The following is a 26,279-nucleotide window of genomic DNA, read 5'->3' on the forward strand; positions in this document are numbered from 1 at the left end:
CAACGCTGCGTTCGTGCTCAGCGTTGCTGTTGCGACGTGTGGACAAGCGACCTTGCGTACCAGCGTCGGCCACCCGCCTCAAACCTACTTGCCTTACCCTTCAAACGCTCCCGCCCCAGAGGATTGCTCGATGCCCACCTATTTCCAGAACAAATCGTTACACCGAAGAACTTTCTTGCGTGGCATGGGCGTTGGACTTTCGCTGCCGCTACTAGACGCGATGCAACCAGCCGTCGCGAGAGCGAAGGAGACGATGGCGGGGGACGCCGATCATCCGCCGCGGAGGATGTTGGGGATCTGCAACAACTTGGGCTTATTGCCCGAGTATTTTTTCCCGAGCGAGCCGGGTGCGAATTATACTCTGTCCCCCTATTTGAAAACGCTGGAGAAGCATCGCGAGGATTTTACCGTTCTCAGCGGAGTGTGGCACCCGGATGTTGATGGAGGGCATCCGGCGGATATCTGTTTTTTGACTGCAGCGCCGCATCCGGGCAGTGGAGGTTTTCGCAATACGATTTCACTGGATCAATTGATCGCCGAACAGATCGGTCACCTCACACGTTTTCCATCATTGACCTTGGGAGTCAATGTGCAGCAAGGACAACGTAGTTTGTCATGGACCGGAGCGGGAGTGCTGATTCCTTGTGAAGAAAAGCCGTCGACGGTTTATCGGCAATTGTTCTTGCAAGGCAACGCAGCAGAAGTCGACGCGCAAGTAAGACGCTTGGAGCTTGGCAAAAGTATCATGGATGCGGTCGCTGGCCAAACCAAGTCGCTAGTCAAGAAGCTTGGCCCGCGAGATCGACAGCGTGTGGACCAATACTTGACGGGTGTGCGGGAATTGGAGCAGCGTTTGATCGCGGCCAAGGAATGGGAACGTGTGCCCAAACCGATAACAACCGCGCCAGCTCCGCTGGACCCCAGCGATCCCAAGGAGTACATGGAGAAAGTCCGGCTGATGTATGACATGGCGAGGCTAGCACTGGAGACCGATTCCACGCGTGCCATCACTTTGATGCTCGATAGTGTGAATTCACCGGCGATCGACGTCGAGGGAATCGACATTACCGATGGCTATCACAATCTGTCGCACCATGGAAAGAACGACGAAAAAATCAAGCAACTCGAAGCCATCGATCAGTGGCACATGCGATTGTTGGGGGACATGTTTGATGCGATGAAGTCCGTCAAGGAGGGGGATGCGAGCCTGTTGGATTCCACCATGGTTGTGTACGGAAGTAACCTTGGTAATGCCAATACGCATGTGACGACCAACCTGCCGGTGTTGCTGGCTGGAGGAGGATTTCGGCATGGTCAACATTTGGCATTCGACACCCAAGACAATTACCCGCTGCCCAATATGTTTGTTTCCATGTTGCAACGGATGGGCTTGGGCGTTGACCGATTTGCGACCTCGACCGGGACGATGCGCGGGCTGGAATTCGCGTAGGCTGCCATATTAATTAGGCGTTGATTCCAAACACATCGCAGGGGCTGGTCTTCGACGACGGTTTTATTTCCGTCGAGTCCTGTTTATTTGGACTTGGTGCCGTTAAATTCTGCCGTAAGCGTGTGCAGTTCGCTAGGCTTCGCCTATGAATCCATACGACCCATAGCTTTGCTCAATGGAAGATGAAGATCGCTTCTGGCGACTTAAGGCGCGTTTAGTTCACTGGCGAGTTGCATTGCTGGGAGCCAGGGGCAGCGGCTTGGTTGAGTCGCTGCCGTTTGGTTAAACCAAATTTAAAGGTTGTCGTACTAGATTGGCACGCGGATTCATCTTCCAACAGCAGTCGATCAACCGTTAGATTAGGGGAAACTAGAGCGGTTTCCAAATAGTAAGACACAATGAATCCCTTTGCATCAACCACGCAACTCCAAACAGACAGTGATCGCATATTTGAGGCTTTGCGGCGTGTTGGACTGACGCTGCACGTTCCAGTGGACCGCAGCATCGTCAACTTCGGAGACGATTCGGATTCGACCGATACCGAATCGATAGATCGCATGCTGGTAGTCGCCAACCAAGTCGGTATTTTCGTCAAGGAGACGAACTTGAATGGCGAAGAGATCATGCAGGCTCTGCTTGAGGGCTTTCCGGTCATTATCGCGGAGTCGCCAAAGTCGATTTATGTTTGTGAAAGCCTTCATGGCAAGAAGATTGAGATCAGTCACATTGCCGAGCAAGTTTCGCTGAGGCAGATGCGGAAGTATGAGATCAATGAGATCTTGGCTCGCAGTGAAGCGACGCGCACTTTTTTGACCAAGCATGAGCTGGAGTGTGATGAGTTATCGGCCGCGGGAGATCCGCATGATCGCCACCTGTTTCAGCAGCGACGAATAAAGCCGCTGCATCGATTTATTGGATTGCTGCGTTTTGACCAACGAGATATTTGGACGATTCTCATTTTTGGTGTGGTGGCAGGAATTCTTGGACTGGCTACTCCTTTGGCGGTCGACGCTTTGGTGAGTGTGGTAAGTTGGGGCACGTTTTTGCAACCGCTGGTGGTGCTGTCGGCGATGCTCTTTGTGTGCTTGGGGATGGCCGCATTCTTGCGGATACTTCAATACATTACGGTGGAAATGATCCAGCGTCGGCAGATGGTCCGAATTGTGGGCGATCTGTCGCATCGCTTCCCTAGAGCCGCTCGCGATTCGTTACATGGGGCATATCCGCGGGAGTTGGCCAACCGTATTTTTGACATTGTGACCATTCAGAAGGCGAGTGCGGTATTGTTGGTCGATGGTCTGACTGTCGTTCTGACAACGTTGATGGGCTTGATTCTGCTTGGTTTCTATCATCCATTCCTGTTGGGCTTCGACATTGTCTTAGTCTTTACCATGGTATCGATCACATGGTTGTTAGGCCGAGGGGGGATAACGAGTGCGATCAATGAGTCACTGGCCAAGTACCGCATTGCGCATTGGCTGCAAGACGTATTGGCTTCTCCGGGTGCGTTCAAGGTCAACGGGGGCGAGCTATTAGCGGTGGAGCGGTCCAATCGTTTGATGACGGCGTACTTGGTTGCAAGGCACCAGCAATTTCGAGTTGTCTTGCGACAGATTGCATTTGCAGGGGCATTGCAGGTGGTTTTTTCGACTGCACTGTTGGGTTTGGGCGGTTACCTGGTAATTCGCCAACAGATTACCCTTGGGCAGTTGGTCGCTAGCGAACTGATTCTTGGCGTGGTTTTGGGTGCGTTTTTCAAAGCAGGAAAATCGCTGGAAACCTTTTACGATGTGATGGCCGGAATTGAAAAAGTAGGGCATTTGATTGATATTTCGGTGGATGCCAGACACGAGGCACCTGTCCAGGAGCGGGGCCCGGCCAGTTTGCGTTGGAATGACTTGACGTTCCATGACCATGCGACGTCTGGGCACAAACATGTGGATTCTCAAACGATAGCGCCAGGCAGTCGGGTGGCAGTCACAGGGACAGATCGACAAGCCATAGAAATGTTGCTGCATTCGATGGTAGGAATCGTGCGGCCGGAGACAGGCATGGCTGAAATCTCGGGTATGGCTGCCGAACAAGCCTCGCTGGCTGGGGCAGGCCGCATTGTTGGCTTTGCTGGCAAAGAAGAGCTTTTTCACGGCACAGTGCAAGAGAATGTTGATCTAGGTCGAATTGACGTAACTCAAAATCGCGTTCGCGAATCCTTGAGGCAGGTCGGCTTGTGGGAGAAAATCCTAAAGTTGCCCAAGGGGATCCGCGCATCGATACAAACCGGTGGAGCGCCATTGGCTGAATCGGAGCAGGCGTTACTTCTCATTGCGAGAGCGATTGCTACTCGACCTCGGCTGCTCATTATCGATGGGCTTTTGGACGTATTGCCAGAAGCACATCGCAAACAAGTTTGGACTGCATTGTCAGGCGATTCGATTTGGACATTAATCGTGGCTACCAATAGTGCCGAAATTATTTCTGAGGTAGATCAAGTCATCGTCGTTGACGAACATGACCTAGACGGAGAAGGCGATAGTCACCAATGATAGAGCCGCAAAAAAACCTTTGGGCAGATTTCCCAGCACTGCATCTGGTGCGCACAGGGCGTCTAATACGCTTTGTGGGTAGGATCACGCTTGTGCTTTTCATCGTATCGATTGTCTCCATGATTTTCGTGCCGTGGCAACAGACGGCTCCCGGTGTCGGAGTCGTCGTGGCTTTTGACCCGCAAGAACGCGCTCAGCCAGTCCTCAGTCCATCCAAAGGCGTCATCAGTTGGGTCAAAGAAGGGCTGATGGAAGGCAGTTACGTTGAGAGGGATGAGCCAGTGTTGAAACTGACTCCCTTCGCCGCTGATGGGGTCTCGCAAGTGGAGAATCAGTTGAAGGCGATCGAAGCGAAATTCGAAACCACAAAATCCATTTGGGATAACGCTCAATTAAACGAAGCTTTGCAGCGCACCAGCGGCCAAGCGGTTATCACTGCGGCCGAACAAGAGTTGGATGCGGCTCGCAAAAAGTGGGAACAAACCAAAAACGAAGTCGCTTCATTACAAGCGGACTTGGAAGACAAACGAAACAAGCTGCGAATCGCCGAAGAGATTGCTCCGCGAGGGATTATTCCTCAAGAAGAACTGATCACCAAACGTCGCGAAGCTGAAGCTGCGTTTGCGAAAGTCGCGAAGGCCGAGAATGCGGTGGATGAAGCTTTTTCGATGGTGCTCGCCAAAGAAAACGACGTTGAAGCCAAACGACAGGATGTAGACATCAAAAACCGCGAGGCTCAGCAGAAGGTCTTCGCGGAATATAACAAGCTTCGGGATATCGAAAAAGAAATGCTCGATCTCGCCAACAAGCGAGGCGAGTTCGATCGGCTGGAAGTCCGTGCCCCACGCTCGGGATACATTCAACAATGGAATGGATTGGAAGGCAGCGATACCATCAAGGAAGGGGACCAACTGTTTGTCATCGTTCCCAAAGCAACCGAACTGTGTGTGGAGATGAAAGTCAGTGGCAATGATATGCCGCTGATTAGCGAAGGCGATCGAGTTCGTCTGCAGTTCGAAGGTTGGCCAGCTATTCAGTTCGTGGGATGGCCTTCGATAGCAATCGGTACATTTGGCGGCAAAGTCACCCGAACTTTCCCAACTGATGATGGCTTCGGCTATTTTAAGATACTTGTCACCGTAGATAGTCATTTTGAGGGCGAGAAAGGCTGGCCGGATGACCGATATTTAAGACAAGGTGTGCGTGCAAATGGCTGGGTTTTGTTAAGACAAGTCTCCCTCGGTTACGAAATATGGCGTCAGCTAAACGGCTTCCCTCCAATCATCTCGGATCAGGAACCAACAGGCAAAAAAGACGACAAGGGCAGCAAAATAAAGTTGCCCAAAACCTAGCTGCACGACGTTTGCCATTGTTTGCTAGCATAGTTTCTAGCTATGTGATGCTGGTCTCGCTGGCCGATCCAGCGCAAGCTCAATTCCGATTTCGCACGGCCTCTTTTCAAGCGGACAATAGCAGCTCTGGACAAACGGCTCCGGCTGCCGAGCCGACCAGTCCGCCAAACGAGCAACGAGCCAACGCGGCGACTGGCCCGCTGCAAGCCACTTTACCTGAAGTCAATTCTGCCTCGCAGATCAACGCCGCAAGCAGTGGCACGGAGATCGTCCAACCCGCGCCGGTAAATCCTGCAGAACTGGGAACCGAAGATGTCACGCTGGAGATCATTCGCAGCGAAGACCTGGAACTGGCCGACGTAATTGCCAGCGTCTACCAATCCTTTCCAGTGATCCAGCAAGCAAGACTGGAACGCGCTCGAGCCCAAGGCTTAATCACGGAAGCTTTCGGCGCGTATGATACGAAACTGGAAGCCTATACGTTGAATGAACCGATTGGCTTCTACCAGAATTACCGTCACGGCGTCGGTGTTGCTCGCCAAACTTGGTGGGGCACTTATCTGTCGGCTGGTTATCGGATTGGGCGTGGAATTTACGAACCTTGGTATCTGGAACGCGAAACCAATAGAGGCGGTGAATTCAAGTTAGCGATGGGCGTCCCCTTGCTGCAAGGCCGCGCGATTGATCCGCAACGTGTCGCCGTGTTCCAAGCGAACTTGGACCGTCAAGCGGCCGAACCGCAAATCCAACAAGCTCTGCTAGATGTTTCTCGCGACGCGACGCGACATTACTGGGATTGGGTTGCTGCCGGCGCTGTGCTAATCGCTCAAAAAGAATTGCTGGATCTGGCAATAGCCCGTGGAGAACAGTTTGAGATTGGCTACAGGGCAGGCAAGTTCGCTGAGATCGATTTGATCTTCAACAATCAATTGATTGCCGAACGACAGGCCTACTATTTCGAGATCCAGCAGAAGTTCATGGAGACCGCTTTCAAGCTATCGATCTTCTTGCGCAATGAGTTGGGTCAACCTCTGATTGCCCCTGACTCATGGCTACCTGATCATTTCCCAAACATAGAACCTATCACGCCGGGCGACCTACTACGCGATATTGCCGACGCTTCCACACGTAGACCTGAGCCACGTTTGTTGCAACTGGAAATAAGACGCTTGCAATATGACCTGCAACTGGCGAACAACAATCTGTTGCCACGAGTGGACTTCGTTACCGACGGTTCGCAGGATATGGGCGAGCCCACTTCCAGCAAGAACGACAAAGGGCAATTTGAGTTGAATGTCGGCTTGATGGGTGAGGTGCCTATCCAGCGACGTAAGGCCTACGGTAAGATTCAGTCGACATCCGCTAAGATTGCACAGACAACGGAAAAACTGAGGCTCCAGCAAGACAAGATTGGTATCGAACTGCGGACCGCGTTCAATGCCTTGCAGCTAACGGCCCAGCGCGTCGAACAATCCGAGCTTGCATTGCGTGCAGCGTTTGACACTCTCGAAAGATATCGCTTCGCATTCGATCGCGGCAAAGCGGACTTGATCTATATCAACCTGCTGGAAACCAAGGCTAACGAAACCGAGATCAAATTGCTGGCCGCTCAGCGAGACTGGTTCGTCGCTTTATCGGACATGCAAGCCGCCTTGGGACTTGATCCTCTGGACCAAGCGGTTCAAGTGTCGGCGTTGCCTAAATCCAAGCGACCGGGGCCCAGCAATTTGCCGGAACCTCCGAAATTGGACCCTGCTCAATTCCAAGAGGACTGGCAGCGACACCAGTTAGACAATTAAGCCGATCACCGCATTGGCTTGCTGTGCGTTCACACGCTGGCCGCGGCTTGGGCTATAATCTGTAGGCATGAAACGAAAAACTCTTGCCCATATCGTGATCCGGTCGATGTCGCTGGCATCAGCAATTGCTGCCGTGTGCCTTCTGCATTCGGTAACTGCTTACGCCCGGCCCAATGTGCTGGTTCTGATCGCGGACGACCAGCGTAGCGACACCATCGCCGCTTTGGGGAATCCGGATGTCGAGACGCCGAATCTTGACCAACTCGCTGAACGTGGTTTCCATGTGCAATCGATGTATTGCTTGGGCTCCAATTCCGGAGCGGTTTGCCAACCCAGTCGCAACATGATGCTATCGGGAAAGACTTATTTCCGTTGGTCGGCGCCTGGCTCCACCGCGGCAACCTTTGCACCTGCCGACGAAAGCACTTTGCCAGCGACCTTTCGTCGAGCTGGATATGAAACTTATCATCATGGCAAGCGAGAGAACACAGCAAAGCTGATCCATGAACAATTCGATCACTCACATTATCTAGACGATTTCGCGGTTCGTTGGTCGATGGAGGCGGGCAAGGTTGTTGTCGATGACGCGCTGGAGTTCTTGGACCAACGGCAGACAACGAAGCCTTGGCTGATGTGGCTTGAGTTCGCGATGCCGCACGACCCGCGCAGCGCGTCTGCAGCCGCCCTGGCAAGATACCAAGACCGCTCGCTGGCTCTACCACGCAATGTTCTGCCGGCTCATCCCTTTGACAATGGAGCCGTCCTGGTTCGCGACGAATGGACTGCCATGTGGCCACGGACGGAACAAGTATTGATGGACCAATGGCGCGATTACTATGCGTGCATCAGCACGTTGGATTTTAACATGGGACGATTATTCCATGAGCTTCAAACATCAGGCCAGCTAGACAATACGATCGTGGTGTTCACGTCCGATCATGGTTTATCGATGGGCAGCCATGGTTTGATGGGGAAACAAAATGTGTATGAGCATGGCTACAAAGCCCCCTGCTTGATCGCTGGCCCTGGAGTACTCAAGGGACACCACCGTGATCCCGTGTATCTGATGGACTTGTATCCCACCTTGTGTGATCTAACAGGCGTTGATAAACCACAGGGTCTAGACGGATTAAGTTTCGCGCCGATGCTCGTTGATCTTCAGCCAGGCCCGCGAGATGCGGTAATGTTAAGTTACCAGGATTCGCAACGCGCAGTTCGTGAGGGTCATTGGAAACTGATCGTCTATCCGAAAGCTCAACGAATACAGTTGTACGATTTGAACACGGACCCCGACGAACTAAATGACCTAAGTAGCGATCCGATTCAAGCTGAGCGCATCAAGGCCCTACGAGACAGATTGTCTAAGTTGCAAGTTGCGCATGGAGACACGCTGCAGTTCGAGTTGGACGCGGCAGGTGAAGGAGGTTTCGTCCCGCCGCAATGGCAAGCGGTGCAGCTAGATGAGCAGTCCGTCAACGACGAGTTGCTGGCGGCGCAAGGCCTGACGAAGGCCGCGACTTTTGGTGCGGGCAATCGCGAAGACTCCAAAGCATTTCGCTTGGTTTTGGCTGACGACGAAAGCCTAGCTGGTGTTGCCGTGGGATATTTGCGGCAGAGTCCCAACGTAGTCACTAGTTTACGATTCGACACTATCAAGCCCGGGAAAGGCGATGGCAGCCGTAGGACGTTTATTGTGGGTTCGACAGATTGTCGATGGGCACCATTGTTGGATGGGCTGCAGCCGCGATTGCAACCGATTGGATTGCATGGCAGCCACGATTCTCGGCTACAGAGCCTGGGTTTTGTCATGAACAACGGTGCTTGCACGCCTGCATTTGGCGGCCGGGGTGGGACCAATCCATTTGACGTGTCACGCGACCTGACACTGCAAGTAACAACGGAGCCATTGGCGGGTTTTTACGGGACGGCCGCGATGTATGAGGAAGTGCTGTCGATTGAAACCCTGGGAATGCTTTGGCGAAGGCAGGATTAGGCTTTAGAAACAAAGCTTACTTCGTTTTTCGCGCTTCCGAGCCAACGCGATTGCAGCTAAAATCCGGAGCTTGCTGGTTGATACGAAGCACATAATTAGGGTTAACAAATCGTCATGTCGAATGAAACAATCGCTAAAAAGCATCTTTACATTGAGACAGTCGGCTGTCAGATGAATGTCTTGGACAGCGAAATGGTTGTCGCTGCACTGCGCAAAAGAGGTTATGAACTCACGCAGCAACCCGAACAAGCGGACGCGATTCTGTTCAACACATGCAGCGTTCGCGAGCACGCCGAAGAGAAAGCGTATCACAATTTGTTTCGGCTCAAACAATTGAAGCTCGAGCATCCCGAGAAGGTCATTGGTGTGATGGGCTGCATGGCGCAGAAAGACCAACGCCATGTTTTTGAGCGAGCTCCATTCGTCGATTTAGTCGTTGGCCCTGGGCAACTGCATCGCATTCCTGACTTGATGGAACGCGTGCAATCTGGGGATGGCCAGCAACTGGCTGTGAGTTTGTCTCGCAAAGATGGGACGCAGGAGGACATTCGCCGCAGTCACGAGACATTCGACCCGCTGCGTGATCCAGAAATGCGTCCAACCCCTTTTCAAGCTTATCTGCGTATCCAAATTGGCTGCGACAAGTTCTGTACGTATTGCATCGTACCCATGACGCGCGGGCCTGAACAAGGCCGGCCTCCCGAGCAAATCATTGCGGAAGCTCAAACGTTGGCCGAACAAGGGTGCAAAGAAATCGTGCTGCTGGGGCAAACTGTCAACTCTTATCGTTACCGACAAGGAGAAAAGACGACTCGGCTCGCCGATTTGCTGAATGCACTTCATCCGATTGAAGGCATCGAACGGATCAAGTTCGTCACCAACTATCCCAAAGATATGACGGAAGATTTGCTTAAGACCGTTCGAGACTTGCCTAAATGCTCGCCGTACCTCCACGTGCCTGCACAGAGCGGGAGTGACGCGGTGTTACAACGTATGAAACGTGGCTACACGACTGCCGATTACTACGAGATGATGGATCGAATCTACACGATCATGCCCGAAGCCTCGGTCGCCAGCGATTTTATCGTTGGCTTCTGTGGCGAAACCGACGAAGACTTCCAACAGACAATGCAGATGATCGAGCGTTGTCGATTTAAGAATTCGTTCATCTTCCAATACAGCGTGCGACCGGGGACAAAGGCCGCTGGCTTGCTGCCCGACGATGTGCCTGAAGCTGTTAAGCAAGAGCGTAACCATGCGTTGCTGGAAGTCCAAAACCGCGTCTGCTTGCAAGAGAACATGAAACTGTTGGGCCGCCACGTCGAAGTGCTGGTAGAAGGGCCAAGCAAGTGGTCGGTGCGAAAGAAAGAAGAAGGACCAATTCGACAAATGACTGGCCGCACTCCTTGCGATCGTATTGTCGTTTGGGAAGGCAATGAGCGGCAAGCTGGACAATTATTGCCGATTGCCATCCACGATGTTTCCCCCTTCACGCTTTTTGGTTCCGTAGTCACCGTGGACGAAAGTCCTGAGGTGGTGCCTTTGATGCTAAGCCGTTAGTCGAGCGGCTTAACCGGTTTCCAGCAGACTGATGCCGCCGTTGCGTGTCACAATGATGTGATCCAGCACTTCGATCCCAACCATTTTTCCGACTTCCATCAGCCGCGTCGTCACTTGACGATCCTCGCGACTGGGAGTCGAATCCCCGCTGGGATGGTTATGTACCAACAACATCGCGCTGGCCGCATCGCGAATCGCTGGGCGAAAGACTTCGCGTGGATGAACCAGGCTTGCGTCCAACGTTCCAACCGTGATGCGGTGAGTGCGAATGGGCTTGTGTTTGGTATCCAGCGTCACGATATGGAATTCTTCTTGCACGCCTTCGGTCGCCAGAAAGTGGAAGGCGTCCATGCAGTATTGAACGGCCGAGGCACTGCCCGTGATTTTGAAATTCGCTCGCTTCTGACGCGATTCGGCAGCCGCAATCCGACGCCCTAACTCGATCCCGGCCATAATCTGCGCGTAACTAGCGCGATTGACCGCTTTACTGATCTGCCGCAACTCGGCCACCGATTGTTGACGCAAATGCGGCAACGATTCGGCAAAGTAATTTGCAATCTTGCGACCCGATTCAATTGCTGATTCGCCGCGAATACCAACTCGGATCAAGATCGCCAACAGTTCGGCGGTGGTTAAATGCGAAGGCCCATCGCGAAGCATTCTTTCGCGGGGCCGTTCGTCCAGCGGTGTTTGGGTGACTTGTCCGCCGCGAATCTGGCTTTGGACCCAAGTGGCAATGACTTCTTCGGTGGGAGCCGCCTTCCAAACAAAGGTCGTGTCGTCTTCCGTGTTATACGCTTGCAGGATTCCGTCTTTGACTAGCTGATTCAACGTTTCGCGAACAAAGCGTTTGGTCAGTCCATTACACCGCTCGGCCGCCTCGCCTATGGAAAACCGGTCACTTGAGCGAAGCAATCCCAAGACCGAGTGCAGTTTCGATTCGCGATCAGACATGCCAGCAAGTTCTTACGGTTTAACCTCGATTTGTACAATTTCTTGGCCACGTTGTACCAACAGGTTAAAGCTATCATTTCGATTGACGGTCGCCAACATCTCTCGCAACGTTTTTTGTGAATCGATTCGTTGATTATTTAACAGCAAGACCAAATCGTTGGGCAGCAAACCGCTCCGCTCGGCGATCGAACCCCGTTGGACTTGGTCGATAAACGATGGCGTTTTCGCCAGGACATTCGGGACCAGCGTGATGCCTAAGGCGGGTAAGGTGTGAGGGTCGCTGGCGGGTTGCAGTTGCTTGTTTCGTTCAGCCAAGACGACTTCTCCGGAGAGGATGCGTTTGACAGACCCTGCCAAGACACTGGCGGGCAAAGCAAAATTCATATAGATCCCAGCTCCTTCGTCACGCAGTTCTTTGCCTAATAGGCCGACAGCGCGGCCTTGCAGATCGACGACTACGCCGCCAGTAGCACCCGGATTATTAGTCATCGCATCCAGAACGAGCACAGGCCCTTGATAGATGGTCTTCAAGCGTCCTCGCCGCGCAGACAACTGCGTGGTGGCCATCACGATCCCTTTTTGAATGCTCACGGGTTCACGCCCCGCTGCGATATTGAAAAGGTTGCTGCAAGCGAACACGCGCGTGCCTGGAGTCACGGGTACCGATTCATCGATCTTAAAGTACTCGTTGCCCTCTAATCCGATCTTGAGGACAGCCAGTTCGGTGCTTGGATCGCTGCCGACAATCGTAGCATCATGACGCCGGCCATCTGAAGTGACGACACGCACAACCGAGACGTCCAATACTGTGCTCCAGGAGGTCAAGATGTGGCCCTGATCGCTGATGAAGAACCCCGACTGATAACTTTCCAACCCGCCAAATCCACCAGCGCCGTAGATTTTCACTAGCTTGGGTTGTACCAATTTGGCCATCGCGCTGGACTGATTCATAGCGACATCCACGGCCAACACTTGCGGAAGCAATATGGACCAAGCAACGATCGCTCCTAGCATTTTGCATAGTCCCATGGCAGACCTCAACATCATCGCAGGGGGGGGTAGGGTTGGGGCCGAGTGCTTGCGGAATGTGTCGCAGGTCGTTGAATTGCGAGCCCAAGTTCTTAAACACGTTGGGTGGCGATGCGCACTCATAGATTTGCCTCAGCCTTCTCAGTTTCCTCGGAATCGGTCAGCATCAGGGTCGAAAATTCCGCGGGGAGCAAGTTTTCCAAACCGTATCCGATACGAACCAATTTCGGGAACTCTTTGCCATCGATAGTCTGATAGGATTCGATGTAGAACTCGAAACGTTCATCTCGCCAGTCGGTTGCCAGTTCGATCAGTCGAATACGGCCATCAGAGTTGTTGGTGTAGATAAATGCTTCATAGTCACTGGTCGTAATCTGCGTGAGATCCAAGGGTTCTTCCTCGCCGATCACTACCCCACCGCCGATGTAAGCGGTAGCACCGATCTCTTGGGGTTTCTTTGTCTGCCACTGTCGCCACGTGTGAATTGCAAGTCCGATGGCTTGTAGGTTGCGGGCCTCTAACCAACGACTGCCGCCGGTTCGAGCTTGGGTCACCAGCGATTTGTCGCCGATGGTTGCTTTGATGGTTTGTCCCGAATGGTTGATGGAAAAGGTTGTCGATTCGGCGAGAAATTTGCCTGTGGTTTCCAAGCGGTTAGGCGAGCTTTGCCATGCCTGTCGGCTTGGATTGAGCGCACTGATGCGATCCAGTTCAAAGGTATTGAAATAATAGTTGCTGTAGCCAGGTCGCTGGGCATACTTCTGGAAAGTGGGGTGTTTCGCCAGCTCTTCCGCTTTTTCTTTTGCGTCTTTTTCCAGCTTGGGCGCATCCTCTTGTTCTGCCTCTTTCGGTGCATCCGGTTTCTTGCGTGGCGGCGGTTGGTCCGCAGCTTGTTCGCCTTTCACAATAGCCAATAACTCTTCTTCGGAATGCAAGGCTTGCAAGCGAATCCAAGTGTCGATGATCTTGCCGTTATGATTGAAGCGGATAGGGACACGGTATCGAGCGGGAAAAATGCCCAACAGATTCTTCAGTTCATTGACGGACTGCACATCTTTCCCGGCAAAGCTCAAGATCTGGTCGTCGTATCGCAAGCCGCGGCGATAAGCATCACTGGACTCGAGGATATTGGACACGAGCACTTTTCCTTGGCTATCGCTGACCACGGTGAAACCCAGAGTTGCGTGGTCGACGATGCGGCCAGACTTCAAGTCCTTTAAGAACAACTTGGCCTGATTGATCGAGATCGCGTAACCAACACCGACGTTGACTCGTCCACGTTTCTCGAACGAGCATCGGCCATTGATGCCAATCAAGTGCCCCTCGGCGTTGTACAAAGGACCGCCTGAATTGCCAGGGTTAATCGCCGCGTCGGTCTGAATACAATCGGTATACTCCAAGATCGACTGAGCCGGGTACTGATATCGATGCACCCCAGAGACGATTCCCCACGTCACGGTCGGCTCCAGATTGGTTGCAAGCACAAAAGGATTGCCCGCCGCGAAACACCAATCCCCTTGCATGACCGTATCGCTGTCGGCCATGATGGCCGCAGGGAATTCGATCGGTTCAAACATTTTTAGCAGCGCAAGATCGCCCGTTGGATCGATACCACAAACGATCGCATCGAACATACGACCATCGCTCAGCCCGCATCGCATCTGATGGCCAAACGGCGAGGAGACGTGAAAGTTGGTCAGCACATATCCATCGCTGGAAATGATTACGCCGCTGCCCCCCCCTTCGCCTTGATCGCTGAAAACGCCGACAGTGGATTGCGTTGCAAGTTGGATAGCCGCAATTCGTTTGGCTTGTTGGGCGAGCACTTGCGAGTGGCCGACTTTTGGTTGTGCATCTTCCGCAGTTGCCCAGTCTGCCAGTAAAAACGACAGCCAGCACACGGTCATCCAGCACGTCAATCCTTGGAACACCAAACGGTTGATGCCTGAACGCCGTAGAGTTTTGAAGTTATCCAGCATACGATCCGTCTTCCGTTTACGGCAGCAAGCGAGGCTGCTCAAAAGTTGTGTGGGAACCAAATGGCATGGGAACATCTGATTGTACGATGATCTCACAACGTTTGTTGGGTTCAATCTGCGTTTCCAACTCAGTTCTCATTGCATCTCCTTCGAATCGATGGCTCCAAACCTCCTTGCCGTCAGATTTGATGCTTACGACCACTGGAGTCAGGACCGTCGCGTTGCGATTCCGCTGTACGACAGCCATTAGTCGAGTGTATCCGTCGGGAACGCGAAATACAAATCTTCCGGGCCCCCCGAACACCAGATTAGCGTGCTCGGAAACAACGTCTGCTTCTCCCGAAATCGCTTTTCCGAGGAACTTTGGAGCAAGCAGTTTATTTCGCGACGTTTCCAATATACCCGGGTGCGAGTTGGACTGGGACACGCTTTCGATCACTTCCAATTGATCTAACCATTGCAAGTTAGCGGTCGAGTAATCGATACGCTGGAGGGCGGCCAAGGGGATTGAAATCTTCACGCCGGAAACCATTTCGGCTTCGACGAACTTTTGATTGCCCGAAACCGTCAGTTGCAGTTTACTGACACGCAAGCGAGAGTTATCCAAGCCGACTAGCTCTACAGCCTGGGCAACATTGTTTTGGTTGCGTCGCAGCCAAATTAGCCCAGCGACTTTTGCTAGCGGAGCCGGTATTAGCTGGCCATCTAACTCAAACTCCACGGCGTCCGAAGTAATCCGCACGATCGCACCATTGAGCGACTCGAGATCATCGTTACGCAGGACAGCCAGCACATCCGCGGCGCGTTCGCTGGCCAGCAATTCTTTCCAAGTGCTTGCGGCGGCTTCTTTCAGTTCGACAAACTGGACCGATGAGACTACTTCTGCGGGCAGCATCAGTTCATTATTGGCAGCCAACGCGGTCTTGATGCGCCAACCTTTATCGACACTTTCGATGGTGGCTACCTGCAGTTGCGAACCATCGGTCAATTGAACTTTTACTGGTTCGAGTTTGGTGGCGCTGGTTGACGAAGGTTCGTTCAATTGCAACCGCGATAACTCACTGGCCGAAAGCTCGATGGGACCATTGGCCGTGGCGAGCACAACCATGTCACTGGACAGTTGGAGCAGGTCGCCCCGCTTTTCCGAGCCAGCCAGGTCCGACGTGCTAACGCTTTGCGCCCACCCAGGGTTGCAAGCAAGCGAGGCCACTGCAAGCCCCAAGGCGACGGACAGGCTACGGTAGCGTTTGACCGTTGGAATGAGCTGAGCTGGGCGAGAAAGCTTCATCGTGTTTCTATTCTGAAGGGGGCGGAGGCTGGTCCGTGCAATTGGGCAACGCAAGCGTGGCGCGCGATCGTCGGAGGCCACGTTGGATGCACCAAATTCTAGCCTACTGACCATTAAAACCCATAGAAGCGGACCGAAAGTTTAAGAAACAGCAAAACATTCCTCGAAAAGCTCAAGCCTGCCTACTAACTAGGCAGGCCCGCTCAACAAATAGGGCCGAGGGTTAAATGCTAACAAAATAATTAAACCGCAAGTCTATACACAGAATGAGCTTACGAAAATACGTCAGGTCGGCTGCAGGGGTTTGGCGCGCAAAGTGTTAAGGCTGAAACAGTGAGCACCGGACCGATCGGAGTCGACTTACGATTTTGATCGCAAGGCCCAGGCAGGGGTCGACGAGGAAAATTGGTTTAGGTGATCGGATGCAAATATTTTTGCGGATACGCAGGCGCTGAAAAACACTGAAAAAGTTGCTTGGCACCTGTTTCTGCACGTTTCTAACTTTTGATAGTACGGGAGAGCCAGCATGACGAGGATTACCTCGCGGACAACTACTCTGTGGAGCGTAATGGCGCTAATTGCCTTCACTTTTTTATCATTTACCGATCTAACGACGCTTGCGACATTTGCGCAAGATGCCGCAGAAGCAACCGCTGAGGTTGCGGCGGAAGCGACCGAGACGCCTGCCGAAACGCCGGCAGAAGAGGCAGAGGAAGATTTGGGCGTTGGATATGCGCTCGACAATGCATTCCTGTTCATTGCTGCAATTCTGGTGTTTTTGATGCAGGCTGGCTTTGCGATGGTTGAAGCAGGTTTCAACTCGTCGAAGAATGCAGTGAACATTCTGTTTAAAAATTCGATGGACATCTGCATCGGCATCCTACTCTACTTCATCATTGGCTTTGGATTGATGTATCCAGGCAGCTACACCGGAGCGGAGCCGTCGCCCTACTTTGGGTTTGGCGGATTTGGCTTGGGGGGTTATGAAGCGGCACCCGATCGTACTTTCAGCCCCAAGGTTGATTGGCTGTTCCAAGCCGTTTTCGCTGCGACGGCAGCGACGATCGTGTCTGGTGCTGTTGCCGGGCGCATGAAAGTCGGTGGCTATTTGGTGTACAGCGCCGTGCTAACGGCAATCATTTATCCGATCAGCGGTTACTGGAAGTGGGGTTCGGGCTGGCTAACACAGTTCGGTACGCCTAACGCAGATGGAGAGTTCCCAATTGCGTTCCAAGATTTTGCAGGTTCGGCAGTGGTGCACGGCGTGGGAGGCTTCGCCGCTTTGGCAGGCGCTTTGATCCTCGGTCCTCGCATCGGGAGATTTGTTAACGGGCGCAGTATTCCAATGCCCGGTCATAGTTTGCCAATTGCTGCGCTAGGTGTTTTTATCCTGTGGTTTGGCTGGTACGGATTCAATCCTGGTAGCCAACTGGCCTTCCAAGGCACAGCCGATATCGATGCGACCATGCATATTGCCGTGACAACAAGTCTGGCGGCCGCTGCCGGTGGTTTGATGGCCACGCTGTTGAGTTGGGGAATCTTCGGCAAGCCTGACTTGTCGATGGGGCTGAACGGCATCCTGGGTGGCCTAGTGGGAATCACCGCTTGCTGCGACTGTATGAGCACCGAGATGGCGATTGTTGTCGGGGTCGTTTCTGGTTGCTTGATCTTGGGCGGCGTTGTTCTGCTGGACAAGCTGAAAATTGACGACCCGGTAGGTGCGTTTCCGGTACACGGCATCTGTGGTGTATGGGGTTGTATGGCAATTGGTATTCTGCCCAACACTCATCTGGCAAGCGGATCAACTACTTTTATGACTCAGTTGATCGGAACCGTTTCGATTTGCGGTTGGTCGTTTGTCACCATGGCAGCACTATTTGGTATTTTGAAAGTCATCGGCTTGTTGCGGGTCAGCCCGGAAGAAGAACAACGAGGCTTGGATATTTCGGAGCATGGCATGCACGCTTACACAAGCGAAGGCACTCCTATGTAGTCGGCAACTATGTTGCTGGGGGTACGCAAAGCCACATGCTTTGCGCTCCCACACATTGATACCGCGGTTCATTTCGGCTCTTGCCTGGGCCGAATGACGCCCCAATGGCCCGTAGCAGAGACTGCGCCTCAACTGCTACGGGTCGGGGTGTTTGCGGACTGCATGTTGCCAGCGCCAACGAAGCTTAGTGCGGCAATCTGTTATTGTTGTTGAGTTTGTCGACCGCTCGTGCAAGGAAGCGGTCTTGGTTGTTTGTAGTGCCCAGCGGTAGTGACTTGGCCTGTTGGATGCACGGCTAACCTGCGTCTACCTCGCTTCGGCGGCAAAGCATACGTAAAGTTTAAAGATGTGTGGATATCCAAGACGCAAGAGAGCGTTTTGGAACGAGTGAAATAATGAGCTTGTAGTCGACAATTCAGGTTGATCGATCATAAACCGCGTATTGATGTTGCTCACCACCCCATTAACCAAACACGTACGCTTCGAAAGCAATTGCAATCAATCTTGCATTGCCTGTTGCGTTGAATTACAAGCCATCGCGTCATGATGTTGGCAGTCGCAAGTGGCGGTTTGAGTTGCATGAAATAGAACTCCTCTCAATTTTATCGCCTCTTCGCTTTTGGGTGATGACAACTATTCCTTTGCGCCTACAATACCTGAGAAGACTTTGTGAAAGTTTTCACAAAGTGAGGGATTCACTTTCCATTTAGACGAGCGAGTCGTGCCGAGCCATTTACCGATACTGATATATCTTGTTGCTGTCATTGGATTTGCCCTGGTATCGTTAGGCTTGCCTCATTTGGTTGCACCGCGTCGTCCGACTCGCGTTAAGGATATGCCTTACGAGTCGGGTATGGATCCGGTCGGTGATGCGAGAAAGCCGTTGGATATCAAGTTTTACTTGATGGCAATTTTGTTTTTGATCTTTGACGTGGAACTGCTGTTTCTTTATCCCTGGGCGGTTTCGTTGCGAAATCCGGAAGGGGTGCCACCCGCGTTTCACATTCCCGTATTTTGTGTTTTGCTGATTCTCCTGGTGACGCTCGTGCTGGCTTATTTGGTAGCGGTACGGAAAGGGGTATTTGAATGGCGACGAAAGTAAACAAACAGCTTGGCGACAATTTTTTCCTGACTCGGTTAGATGCTGCAGCTTCGTGGGCTCGCGCTAACAGTCTGTGGCCGATGCCTTTCGCAACCGCTTGCTGCGGGATCGAACTGATGTCCGCTTCTGCGTCGCGGCATGACTTGTCGCGTTTTGGTAGTGAAGTCATGCGGTTCTCGCCGCGGCAATGCGACTTGCTGATTGTGGCTGGTCGAGTTGTGATGAAGATGCTGCCGGTCATGCAACGTATTTGGTTGCAGATGCCTGAGCCAAAGTGGTGTATCTCCATGGGTGCATGTGCTTGTTCTGGCGGGGTGTTCGATACGTATGCAGTTGTTCAAGGTATCGATCGCTTCATCCCTGTGGATATGTATATCCCAGGTTGTCCGCCGCGACCGGAGCAACTGATTCGAGCAATCATTGACTTGCAGGAAAAGATCAAGCAAACGGGAACGATCAACGCGAGAGAGTTCCAGAATCGCGATACCCCTGAGGGTCCGGGTCGATTCGACGAGGATGAGTTGTTGCGAATCCGAGAACGCAACACGTTGAAACTGCAGGACCCAGACTACGATCCTGTGCACTAAGACCAACGCAGCGAGCGAGTGTGTCAGTGCGGCAATGAGCAAATGGTTGTAATCAAGCGAACTAAAGTATGACGTTTTCAGAAAAGATCAAGGCAAAGTTTCCTGGCGTAGAACTGGCTTGGTCCGAATTTCGTGGACAGCAGCGAGTGATCGTGCCTGCCGCGAAGGTTTGGGAGGTGTTGCGATTTTGTCGGGACGAATTGCACTTGAATCAGCTTACCGACATTACGGCAGTCGATCACTTGGAAACCTCTGATGCGGTTGATCGTTTTGAAGTGATCTACCTGCTGCTGGATGTGGATGGTGGTGCACGGCTGACGGTGCGAACTTTTCTGAACGAGCCCGACTTGCTATTGCCCACGGTGACGGACATTTGGTTTGGAGCAGATTGGCTTGAACGAGAATGCTATGACATGTTCGGTATTGTCTTCAAGGGCCATCCCAACTTCAAGCGATTGCTGTTACCACAGGAGTTTGCTTCCTTTCCTTTGCGAAAGGATTACCCGCAGCAGGGGCGTGGCGAACGTCACAATTTCCCAGTCATTACTCGCGCGGAAGGCTAATCGGCGTTTAACATGGCACTAGAGCTACTTGATAATACAGAACTGGACCGGCAAAAGCGGGAAGGCCTGTGGACATTGAATTTTGGTCCGCAGCATCCGGCAACTCACACAACGTTGCGATTGGTTTTGCAATTGGACGGTGAGACTGTTGTCGATGCGGAGCCGGATATCGGTTTTTTGCATAGCGGTTTTGAGAAGTTGGGCGAATCGCTGGACTTTAATCAGTACGTCACGATCGTCGACCGCATGAACTATATTTCTCCGATGGCCAATGAGATTGCTTGGCATCACGCGGTAGAACATCTGATTGGGCTGGAGCTAACGCCGCGTTGCAAATATATCCGGACGATCTTCGCAGAACTGATGCGTATCCATGATCACTTGCTGTGCTTGGGTGCTTGCGTGTTGGACTTGGGCGGCGTGACCGCTTTCATGTATGCGTTTAACGAGCGTGAGAAGATCTACGAGATTTGCGAACGGGCTTCGGGGCAGCGTTTCCATACGTCTTATACGCGTGTGGGTGGGTTGTTGTATGACGTGACCGATGACTGGATTCAGATGGTTCGTGATTTCACCAAGTCATTTCCAAGGGCGTACAACGATTTCGCTGGACTGGTGATGAAGAACCGGATCTTCATTGAGCGAACTCGCGGTGTCGGATTGCTAACACGCGAACAAGCGATTGCTGGTAGTGCGACTGGCCCGATCGCACGCGCCAGCGGTGTGGAGCGGGACTTGCGTGTCGATGAGCCGTATCTGGCTTATAACGACTTTGATTTTAATATTTGCTGTTCGACTGCTGGCGATTGTTATGCTCGATTCCAGGTCCGCATGATGGAGATGCTGGAGTCGATGAAGATTATTGAACAAGCGATCGAGAACTTGCCATCGGGACCGATCTTTGTCGAGGAGAACGGTAAAGCGGGTTTGCCTGAGAAGGCCGAAGTTTATCGCAGCATCGAGGGCTTGATTCACCACTTCGAAAACATCATGCCCAATCGCCAAATGGATGTGCCATCGGAGTCGATCTATGCGGCGACCGAATCGCCCAATGGCGAGTTGGGCTACTACATTGTCGGTGACGGTTCCTTCCGTGCGTATCGAGCGAGAACGCGTCCACCATCTTTAGTACATTTTGCACTTTTCCCACTGATGATTCGCGGATGTATGCTCAGCGACGTAGTGGCAGTTCTAGGTAGCATCAACATTATTGCTGCGGAGTTGGATCGATGAGCGAGCTAAGCGAAGAAGTCAAGCAGAAGATTCGTGAAATGTTTGAACGTTATCCGACCAAGCAAGCGATCACCTTGCCTGCGTTGCATATGGTTCATGATGCCAAGCGATGCGTATCCAACAAAGCGATCGAAGAGATTGCGGAACTGCTGGAACTGTCGCCCGCTCAAGTTCACGATACGTTGTCATTTTACGGCTACTTCAGAACGCAAGAAAATCCCATTGGCAAGAAGCGGGTGTGGATCTGCCGCTCATTGCCCTGCATGTTGCGTGGTGGCGAGGAATTGCTCAAAGAGCTTTGCGATCGCTGGGGTTTGGCACCAGGAGAAACCTCCGCCGATGGAACGGTTACCATCGAGTATGCCGAGTGTCTGGGAGCCTGCGACGGCGCTCCGTGCATCTTGGTAGACGATGAACTGTCGTTGAATATGACCGCTGATAAAGTCGAAGCGGACCTAGCGGAGATCTTGAAATGAGCATGTCCAATTTTGAGCCTGTCTTACTAAAGCGCATCAATGCCAATTGCCAGTCGCTGGCCGCTTACAAAGCGGACGGGGGCTACCAAGCCATGCGCAAAGCGTTGGCGATGAAGCCAGAAGAAGTGATTGAAGTGGTCAAGTCTTCTGGCCTGCGAGGGCGCGGCGGGGCGGGATTCCCAACCGGTCTGAAGTGGACGTTCTTGCCAAAGAACATCCAAGGCCCGATCTACATGTGTATCAATGGTGATGAGAGCGAACCTGGCACGTTTAACAATCGCATCTTGATCGAAGAAGACCCGCATCAGGTCCTTGAAGGCATCGTGATCGGTTCGTATGCCACCAAAGCGACGACGGCTTATTTTTACTTGCGATACGAGTATGGCCGTTGCTATCGGACACTGCAAAAAGCGGTCGATGAAATGTATGCTGACGGTTTGTTGGGCAAAAACATCCTGGGCACCGGCTACGACCTCGACATTTACTTACACCGCGGTGCTTGTGCGTATATTTGCGGTGAAGAGACGGGCTTGATTGAGTCTCTGGAAGGCAAGCGAGCGTGGCCGCGAATCAAGCCCCCGTTTCCTGCGATCGAGGGTGCTTTCCGTCGTCCCACGGTGGTCAACAACGTCGAGACGATGGCTTGCGTCACGCACATTTTAGACAAAGGCCCTGAATGGTTTCAGAGTATCGGCATTCCCAAAGATGCGAACAATCCTCGCGATGCGGGATCGTATGGGCCGAAGCTGTACTGTATTTCGGGGCATGTCAATCGCCCTGGTCTGTATGAATTGCCGCTGGGTGTCACCGCTCGCGAGTTGATCGATGTATACGCAGGCGGCGTTTGGAAAGGGCGAAACGTGAAAGCGGTCGTCCCTGGTGGTATCAGCATGGGCTTTATGTCGGCCAGTGAACTGGATACCAAGTTAGATTTTGCGGGGCCAGGCAGCGTCGGTTGCTTGGGCCTCGGTACCGCGGCGGTCATTGTTTTGGATGATCACCAATGTATGGTCGATGCGCTTTACAACGCGTGTCGGTTCTTTGCTCATGAATCGTGCGGACAGTGTACGCCTTGCCGCGAAGGCACCGCTTGGTCGACCAAAATTTTGGAACGCATTCGCGCTGGACATGGCAAGCTATCGGATCTTGACACGCTGCTTGAGATCTCCAGTTCGATTGGTACGATTCCAGGCACCACCATTTGCGGGTTGGCCGATGGTGCTGCGTGGCCGATCAAGACCGCGCTGAAGAAGTTCCGCGGTGAGTTCGAGGACTATATCAAGTCTGGAAAGAAGTCGAGCGCACCTGCTTTGGCTGCCGCTCACTAGTGATACGCATATCGATGATGGTTCGTGACAAATTAACCCCTTTTAAATAAGCACTCATCCATGCCGACGGTAATCGTCAATGATGTCGAAGTTGAAGTAGGCTCGAAAGACAATGTGATCCAAGCTGCGCGACGCGCAGGGGTCGAGATTCCCCATTATTGCTGGCACCATGAACTGTCAGTGGTTGCTTCGTGTCGCATGTGCTTGGTAGAAGTGGGCGAGCGCAAGGAAGATGGCTCGGTCGTGATGGGCCCCAAACTGGTCCCCGCTTGCCAAACGCCAATCAAAGACAACACGGTCATCAAGACGGATTCGCCAAAGGTAAAGCAAAGCCAGGAAATGACGCTGGAGTTCTTGCTGCTCAACCATCCGCTGGATTGCTCCATCTGCGATCAAGCGGGCGAATGTTATCTGCAAGACTATACATACAAGTTTGGTAAAGCCCACAGCCGATTGGACGAACCGAAAGTCCAGCGAATGGACAAGTATCATATTGGCGAGCAGATCGCGCTCTTTACCGACCGTTGCGTGATGTGTACTCGCTGTGTTCGCTTTACGCGTGAGATCAGTGGCACTGCGGAATTGCAAGTTGTTTCGCGTGGCAGTATCGAAGAGATCGATGTTTTCCCTGACCAGCCTTGCAATAACAAGCTAGCAGGGAACGTGGTCGATCTGTGCCCGGTCGGTGCTTTGTGTAGCAAGGATTTCTTGTACAAGAAACGTGTGTGGTGGTTGAAATCTCAGGACTCGGTTTGCGCCGGCTGCTCCACTGGTTGCAGCATCGAAGCGGATCAGAATGAAAACAAAGTCTATCGTCTGCGACCTCGCGAAAATCCAAAAGCGCAAGGCAGCTTCATGTGCGATGAAGGTCGATTTGGATTCAAGTATACGCAAGATGAAAACCGTCTAACGCGTCCATGTCTATCGGAAAAAGCAAAGTCCATGTTGCCTGGGATGGTGTCCAGCAACGGCGCTGCTAATGGCAAAGGCACCCCCGACCTTGCTTATGCGGACCCTTGGATCGACGTGCTATCGGCTACGCGGCGATTAATTGCACAAGCGGCGGCCAAGAATGCGGCAGGTTTTGTGGCACTACTTTCACCGATGATGACAGTGGAAGAGGCCTACTTGTTGGCTTCATATCTAAAGTCGGTCCATAAAGGCGTTCGCTTGGCGATGGGGCCAGTGATCGACACCGGTGCTGATGACGTTTATCCGAAGAATCCTGATGGTTCGGCGGTCCCTCGAGAAAAGGCTCGCTTCATCATCCGTTCAGAGAAAGCGCCCAATCGCAAGGGAGTTGAAGCGGTCCTCAAACACTTCGAGGGCAAAGTAGTTTCCTTCCAAGACATCTTGAAGATGGGCAAGGCCGAAACATTGTATGTTGTCGGAGGATACCCACCCGGTTGGGTTAATAAAGACCTGATGTACTTGGCCAACGCGGCGAGCTTGCTGATTGTGCAAGACATCTTGGCCTCTTCACTCAGCGAGCAAGCGGATATCCTGTTGGCGGGTGGTACTTTCCTGGAACGCGATGGCACTTTTGTGAATTACAGCGGGTTGGCCCAAGCGATCCGACCCGCCATTCGCTGCCCAGGAGATGCTCGAGCCGACGGCCGATTTTTGTCGGAACTCAGCGAACGCAAAGGTTTGTTCAACGCCAAACTATTGCGACAAGAAATCGCGGACAAGATTCCTTCGCTGGCGGGCTTATCCGTCGGTGATTTAGGAGCCGAAGGCGTAGTGCTGGGCCCACTTGCCCCCAAAAAACTTGAGACGGTGGGAGTTTAATGCGTCGAACTTCGACCTTTTGCTCCGAGTGTTTTTGTACGAAGAATTAGTCCTTAACTAACAACAGCTTTATGTTTTCAGAACTGTGGCCTACCTTATGGCCAACACTTGCTGCAATAGCCGTCATCTTGGCGGTGGTGCCAGTGCTTGGCTTATACATGACCTTTGTGGAACGTAAGCTTTCGGCCGCAGTTCAAGATCGGTTGGGTCCCAATCGTGTCGGCCCGTTTGGATTGTTCCAAGCGATCGCCGATGGGATCAAAATCTTTTTGAAGGAACAAGTGGTACCGCAGCATGTGCACACGTTTCTTTATTTTCTAGCCCCGACATTCAGTCTGATGACCGCCATGTTCGCTTTGGTCGTCATGCCATTTGGGCCTGTGCCAGCGGAATACCTTGAAGGTTTCCGCTTCATCGTTGCACCTGGAATCGACATCAGTTTGCTGTTCATGTTTGCGATCAGCAGTTTGTCCGCATACGGAATCATTTTGGGCGGTTGGGCTTCGAACAATAAGTATTCGTTGTATGGAGCGATCCGATCTTGTGCTCAGTTCATTAGCTACGAAATTCCGCTTGGGCTTTCGATCATAGGCATTGTGGCATGGACTGGTTCAATGAACATCGAGCAAATTGTAGCAGCCCAAGGCGATGGCATTGCGAATTGGAATTGCTGGTGGCAACCGCTGGCCCTGCTGTTGTTTTTCACCAGCGCATTGGCTGAGACCAATCGTTTGCCATTCGACTTGCCTGAATGCGAGCAAGAGTTGGTGGGGGGCTTCCATACCGAGTACGGCGGGATCAAGTTCGTATTGTTCTTCTTGGCCGAATACACCCACGTGGTGACTGTCAGCTTCTTGACCGCACTGCTGTTTTTAGGCGGCTGGCATTTCCCTGGTTTGGTGGGAGCTGGCGACAATTCGCTCACGGCCAACATGCTGCGGCTATTGGTATTGCTGACCAAGGTCGGTGGGGTGGTGGCGCTGATCATGCTTTTGCGTTGGGCTCTGCCACGTTTCCGGTTTGATCAGTTGATGAATCTGGCTTGGAAAGGTTTGATTCCATTGGGATTGATCAACTTGTTCGCCGTTGCAATCACGATGACGTTCGATTTACCTCGCTGGCCTTTGGCGATTGTGTCGCTGCTAGCCTTGTTGGCCGGCGGCATGATTAACGTAAGCCAACTGAAACGAAAGATTCGCGAGACCTCCAAGAGTGCTGCTTCCGAACCTGCTATTGCGTAAGTTCCTGGATCATTTGTC

General features: G+C 52.5%; 19 protein-coding genes. 15 read left to right on the top strand and 4 right to left on the bottom strand.

Annotation, left to right across the window (positions count from 1 at the left end; all coding sequences use genetic code 11):
- Positions 1–130: 130 nt before the first annotated feature.
- From SH302x_RS23200 to miaB, 6 genes are all read left to right on the top strand, one after another.
- The gene (locus tag SH302x_RS23200) at positions 131–1,450 is read left to right on the top strand and encodes a DUF1552 domain-containing protein (protein WP_479365209.1); all 1,320 of its coding nucleotides are present in this window, start codon (positions 131–133) and stop codon (positions 1,448–1,450) included.
- A 398-nt stretch (positions 1,451–1,848) separates the two neighbouring features.
- Positions 1,849–3,993, top strand: a complete 2,145-nt coding sequence (locus tag SH302x_RS23205) for an ATP-binding cassette domain-containing protein (RefSeq protein WP_479365210.1) — start codon at positions 1,849–1,851, stop codon at positions 3,991–3,993.
- A 92-nt stretch (positions 3,994–4,085) separates the two neighbouring features.
- Positions 4,086–5,345, top strand: coding sequence for an HlyD family secretion protein (locus SH302x_RS23210; protein WP_479365211.1), 1,260 nt, complete (start codon positions 4,086–4,088; stop codon positions 5,343–5,345).
- 17 nt (positions 5,346–5,362) lie between these two features.
- Positions 5,363–7,144, top strand: coding sequence for a TolC family protein (locus tag SH302x_RS23215; RefSeq protein WP_479365213.1), 1,782 nt, complete (start codon positions 5,363–5,365; stop codon positions 7,142–7,144).
- 67 nt (positions 7,145–7,211) lie between these two features.
- On the top strand, positions 7,212–9,137 hold the full coding sequence (locus SH302x_RS23220) for a sulfatase-like hydrolase/transferase (protein ID WP_479365214.1): 1,926 nt from the start codon (positions 7,212–7,214) through the stop codon (positions 9,135–9,137).
- Between the two features lie 114 nt (positions 9,138–9,251).
- The gene (miaB, locus tag SH302x_RS23225) at positions 9,252–10,697 is read left to right on the top strand and encodes a tRNA (N6-isopentenyl adenosine(37)-C2)-methylthiotransferase MiaB (RefSeq protein ID WP_479365215.1); all 1,446 of its coding nucleotides are present in this window, start codon (positions 9,252–9,254) and stop codon (positions 10,695–10,697) included.
- A 9-nt stretch (positions 10,698–10,706) separates the two neighbouring features.
- Here the strand turns inward: miaB and radC are convergent, their stop codons facing one another.
- From radC to SH302x_RS23245, 4 genes are all read right to left on the bottom strand, one after another.
- Positions 10,707–11,651: a RadC family protein gene (gene radC / locus SH302x_RS23230; RefSeq protein WP_479365216.1), complete on the bottom strand. Its 945-nt coding sequence runs from the start codon at positions 11,649–11,651 to the stop codon at positions 10,707–10,709.
- A 12-nt stretch (positions 11,652–11,663) separates the two neighbouring features.
- A complete protein-coding gene (locus tag SH302x_RS23235; RefSeq protein ID WP_479365218.1) occupies positions 11,664–12,680 on the bottom strand; it encodes a S1C family serine protease in 1,017 nt (338 codons plus the stop codon).
- Positions 12,681–12,799: 119 nt separating this feature from the next.
- On the bottom strand, positions 12,800–14,659 hold the full coding sequence (locus SH302x_RS23240; protein ID WP_479365220.1) for a S1C family serine protease: 1,860 nt from the start codon (positions 14,657–14,659) through the stop codon (positions 12,800–12,802).
- 16 nt (positions 14,660–14,675) lie between these two features.
- Positions 14,676–15,947: a hypothetical protein gene (locus SH302x_RS23245; protein ID WP_479365221.1), complete on the bottom strand. Its 1,272-nt coding sequence runs from the start codon at positions 15,945–15,947 to the stop codon at positions 14,676–14,678.
- Between the two features lie 568 nt (positions 15,948–16,515).
- On the opposite strand from SH302x_RS23245, the gene SH302x_RS23250 reads away from it, so the two are divergent.
- From SH302x_RS23250 to nuoH, 9 genes are all read left to right on the top strand, one after another.
- Complete coding sequence (locus tag SH302x_RS23250) at positions 16,516–17,940, top strand: ammonium transporter (RefSeq protein ID WP_479369309.1); 1,425 nt, start codon at positions 16,516–16,518, stop codon at positions 17,938–17,940.
- 721 nt (positions 17,941–18,661) lie between these two features.
- A complete protein-coding gene (locus tag SH302x_RS23255; protein ID WP_479365223.1) occupies positions 18,662–19,042 on the top strand; it encodes an NADH-quinone oxidoreductase subunit A in 381 nt (126 codons plus the stop codon).
- Positions 19,027–19,629 carry an NADH-quinone oxidoreductase subunit B gene (locus SH302x_RS23260; protein WP_479365225.1) on the top strand — a complete coding sequence of 201 codons (603 nt, stop codon included), beginning with the start codon at positions 19,027–19,029 and terminating at the stop codon, positions 19,627–19,629. The genes SH302x_RS23255 and SH302x_RS23260 overlap by 16 nt, the downstream gene beginning before the upstream one ends.
- 68 nt (positions 19,630–19,697) lie before the next feature.
- Positions 19,698–20,192 (top strand): NADH-quinone oxidoreductase subunit C, encoded by a 495-nt coding sequence (locus SH302x_RS23265; protein WP_479365227.1) that lies wholly within the window; start codon positions 19,698–19,700, stop codon positions 20,190–20,192.
- A gap of 12 nt (positions 20,193–20,204) precedes the next feature.
- Positions 20,205–21,425: an NADH-quinone oxidoreductase subunit D gene (locus SH302x_RS23270; RefSeq protein WP_479365228.1), complete on the top strand. Its 1,221-nt coding sequence runs from the start codon at positions 20,205–20,207 to the stop codon at positions 21,423–21,425.
- Positions 21,422–21,901, top strand: coding sequence for an NADH-quinone oxidoreductase subunit NuoE family protein (locus SH302x_RS23275; RefSeq protein ID WP_479365230.1), 480 nt, complete (start codon positions 21,422–21,424; stop codon positions 21,899–21,901). Before SH302x_RS23270 ends, SH302x_RS23275 begins: the two co-directional genes overlap by 4 nt.
- Positions 21,898–23,229, top strand: a complete 1,332-nt coding sequence (gene nuoF / locus SH302x_RS23280) for an NADH-quinone oxidoreductase subunit NuoF (RefSeq protein WP_479365232.1) — start codon at positions 21,898–21,900, stop codon at positions 23,227–23,229. The genes SH302x_RS23275 and nuoF overlap by 4 nt, the downstream gene beginning before the upstream one ends.
- Before the next feature lie 60 nt (positions 23,230–23,289).
- Positions 23,290–25,020 carry an NADH-quinone oxidoreductase subunit G gene (locus SH302x_RS23285; protein ID WP_479365233.1) on the top strand — a complete coding sequence of 577 codons (1,731 nt, stop codon included), beginning with the start codon at positions 23,290–23,292 and terminating at the stop codon, positions 25,018–25,020.
- A gap of 71 nt (positions 25,021–25,091) precedes the next feature.
- Entirely contained in the window at positions 25,092–26,261 is a 1,170-nt protein-coding gene (gene nuoH / locus SH302x_RS23290; RefSeq protein ID WP_479365235.1) for an NADH-quinone oxidoreductase subunit NuoH, read from the top strand.
- The last annotated feature ends 18 nt before the right edge of the window (positions 26,262–26,279 follow it).

Source organism: Njordella calcicola, assembly GCF_056494125.1.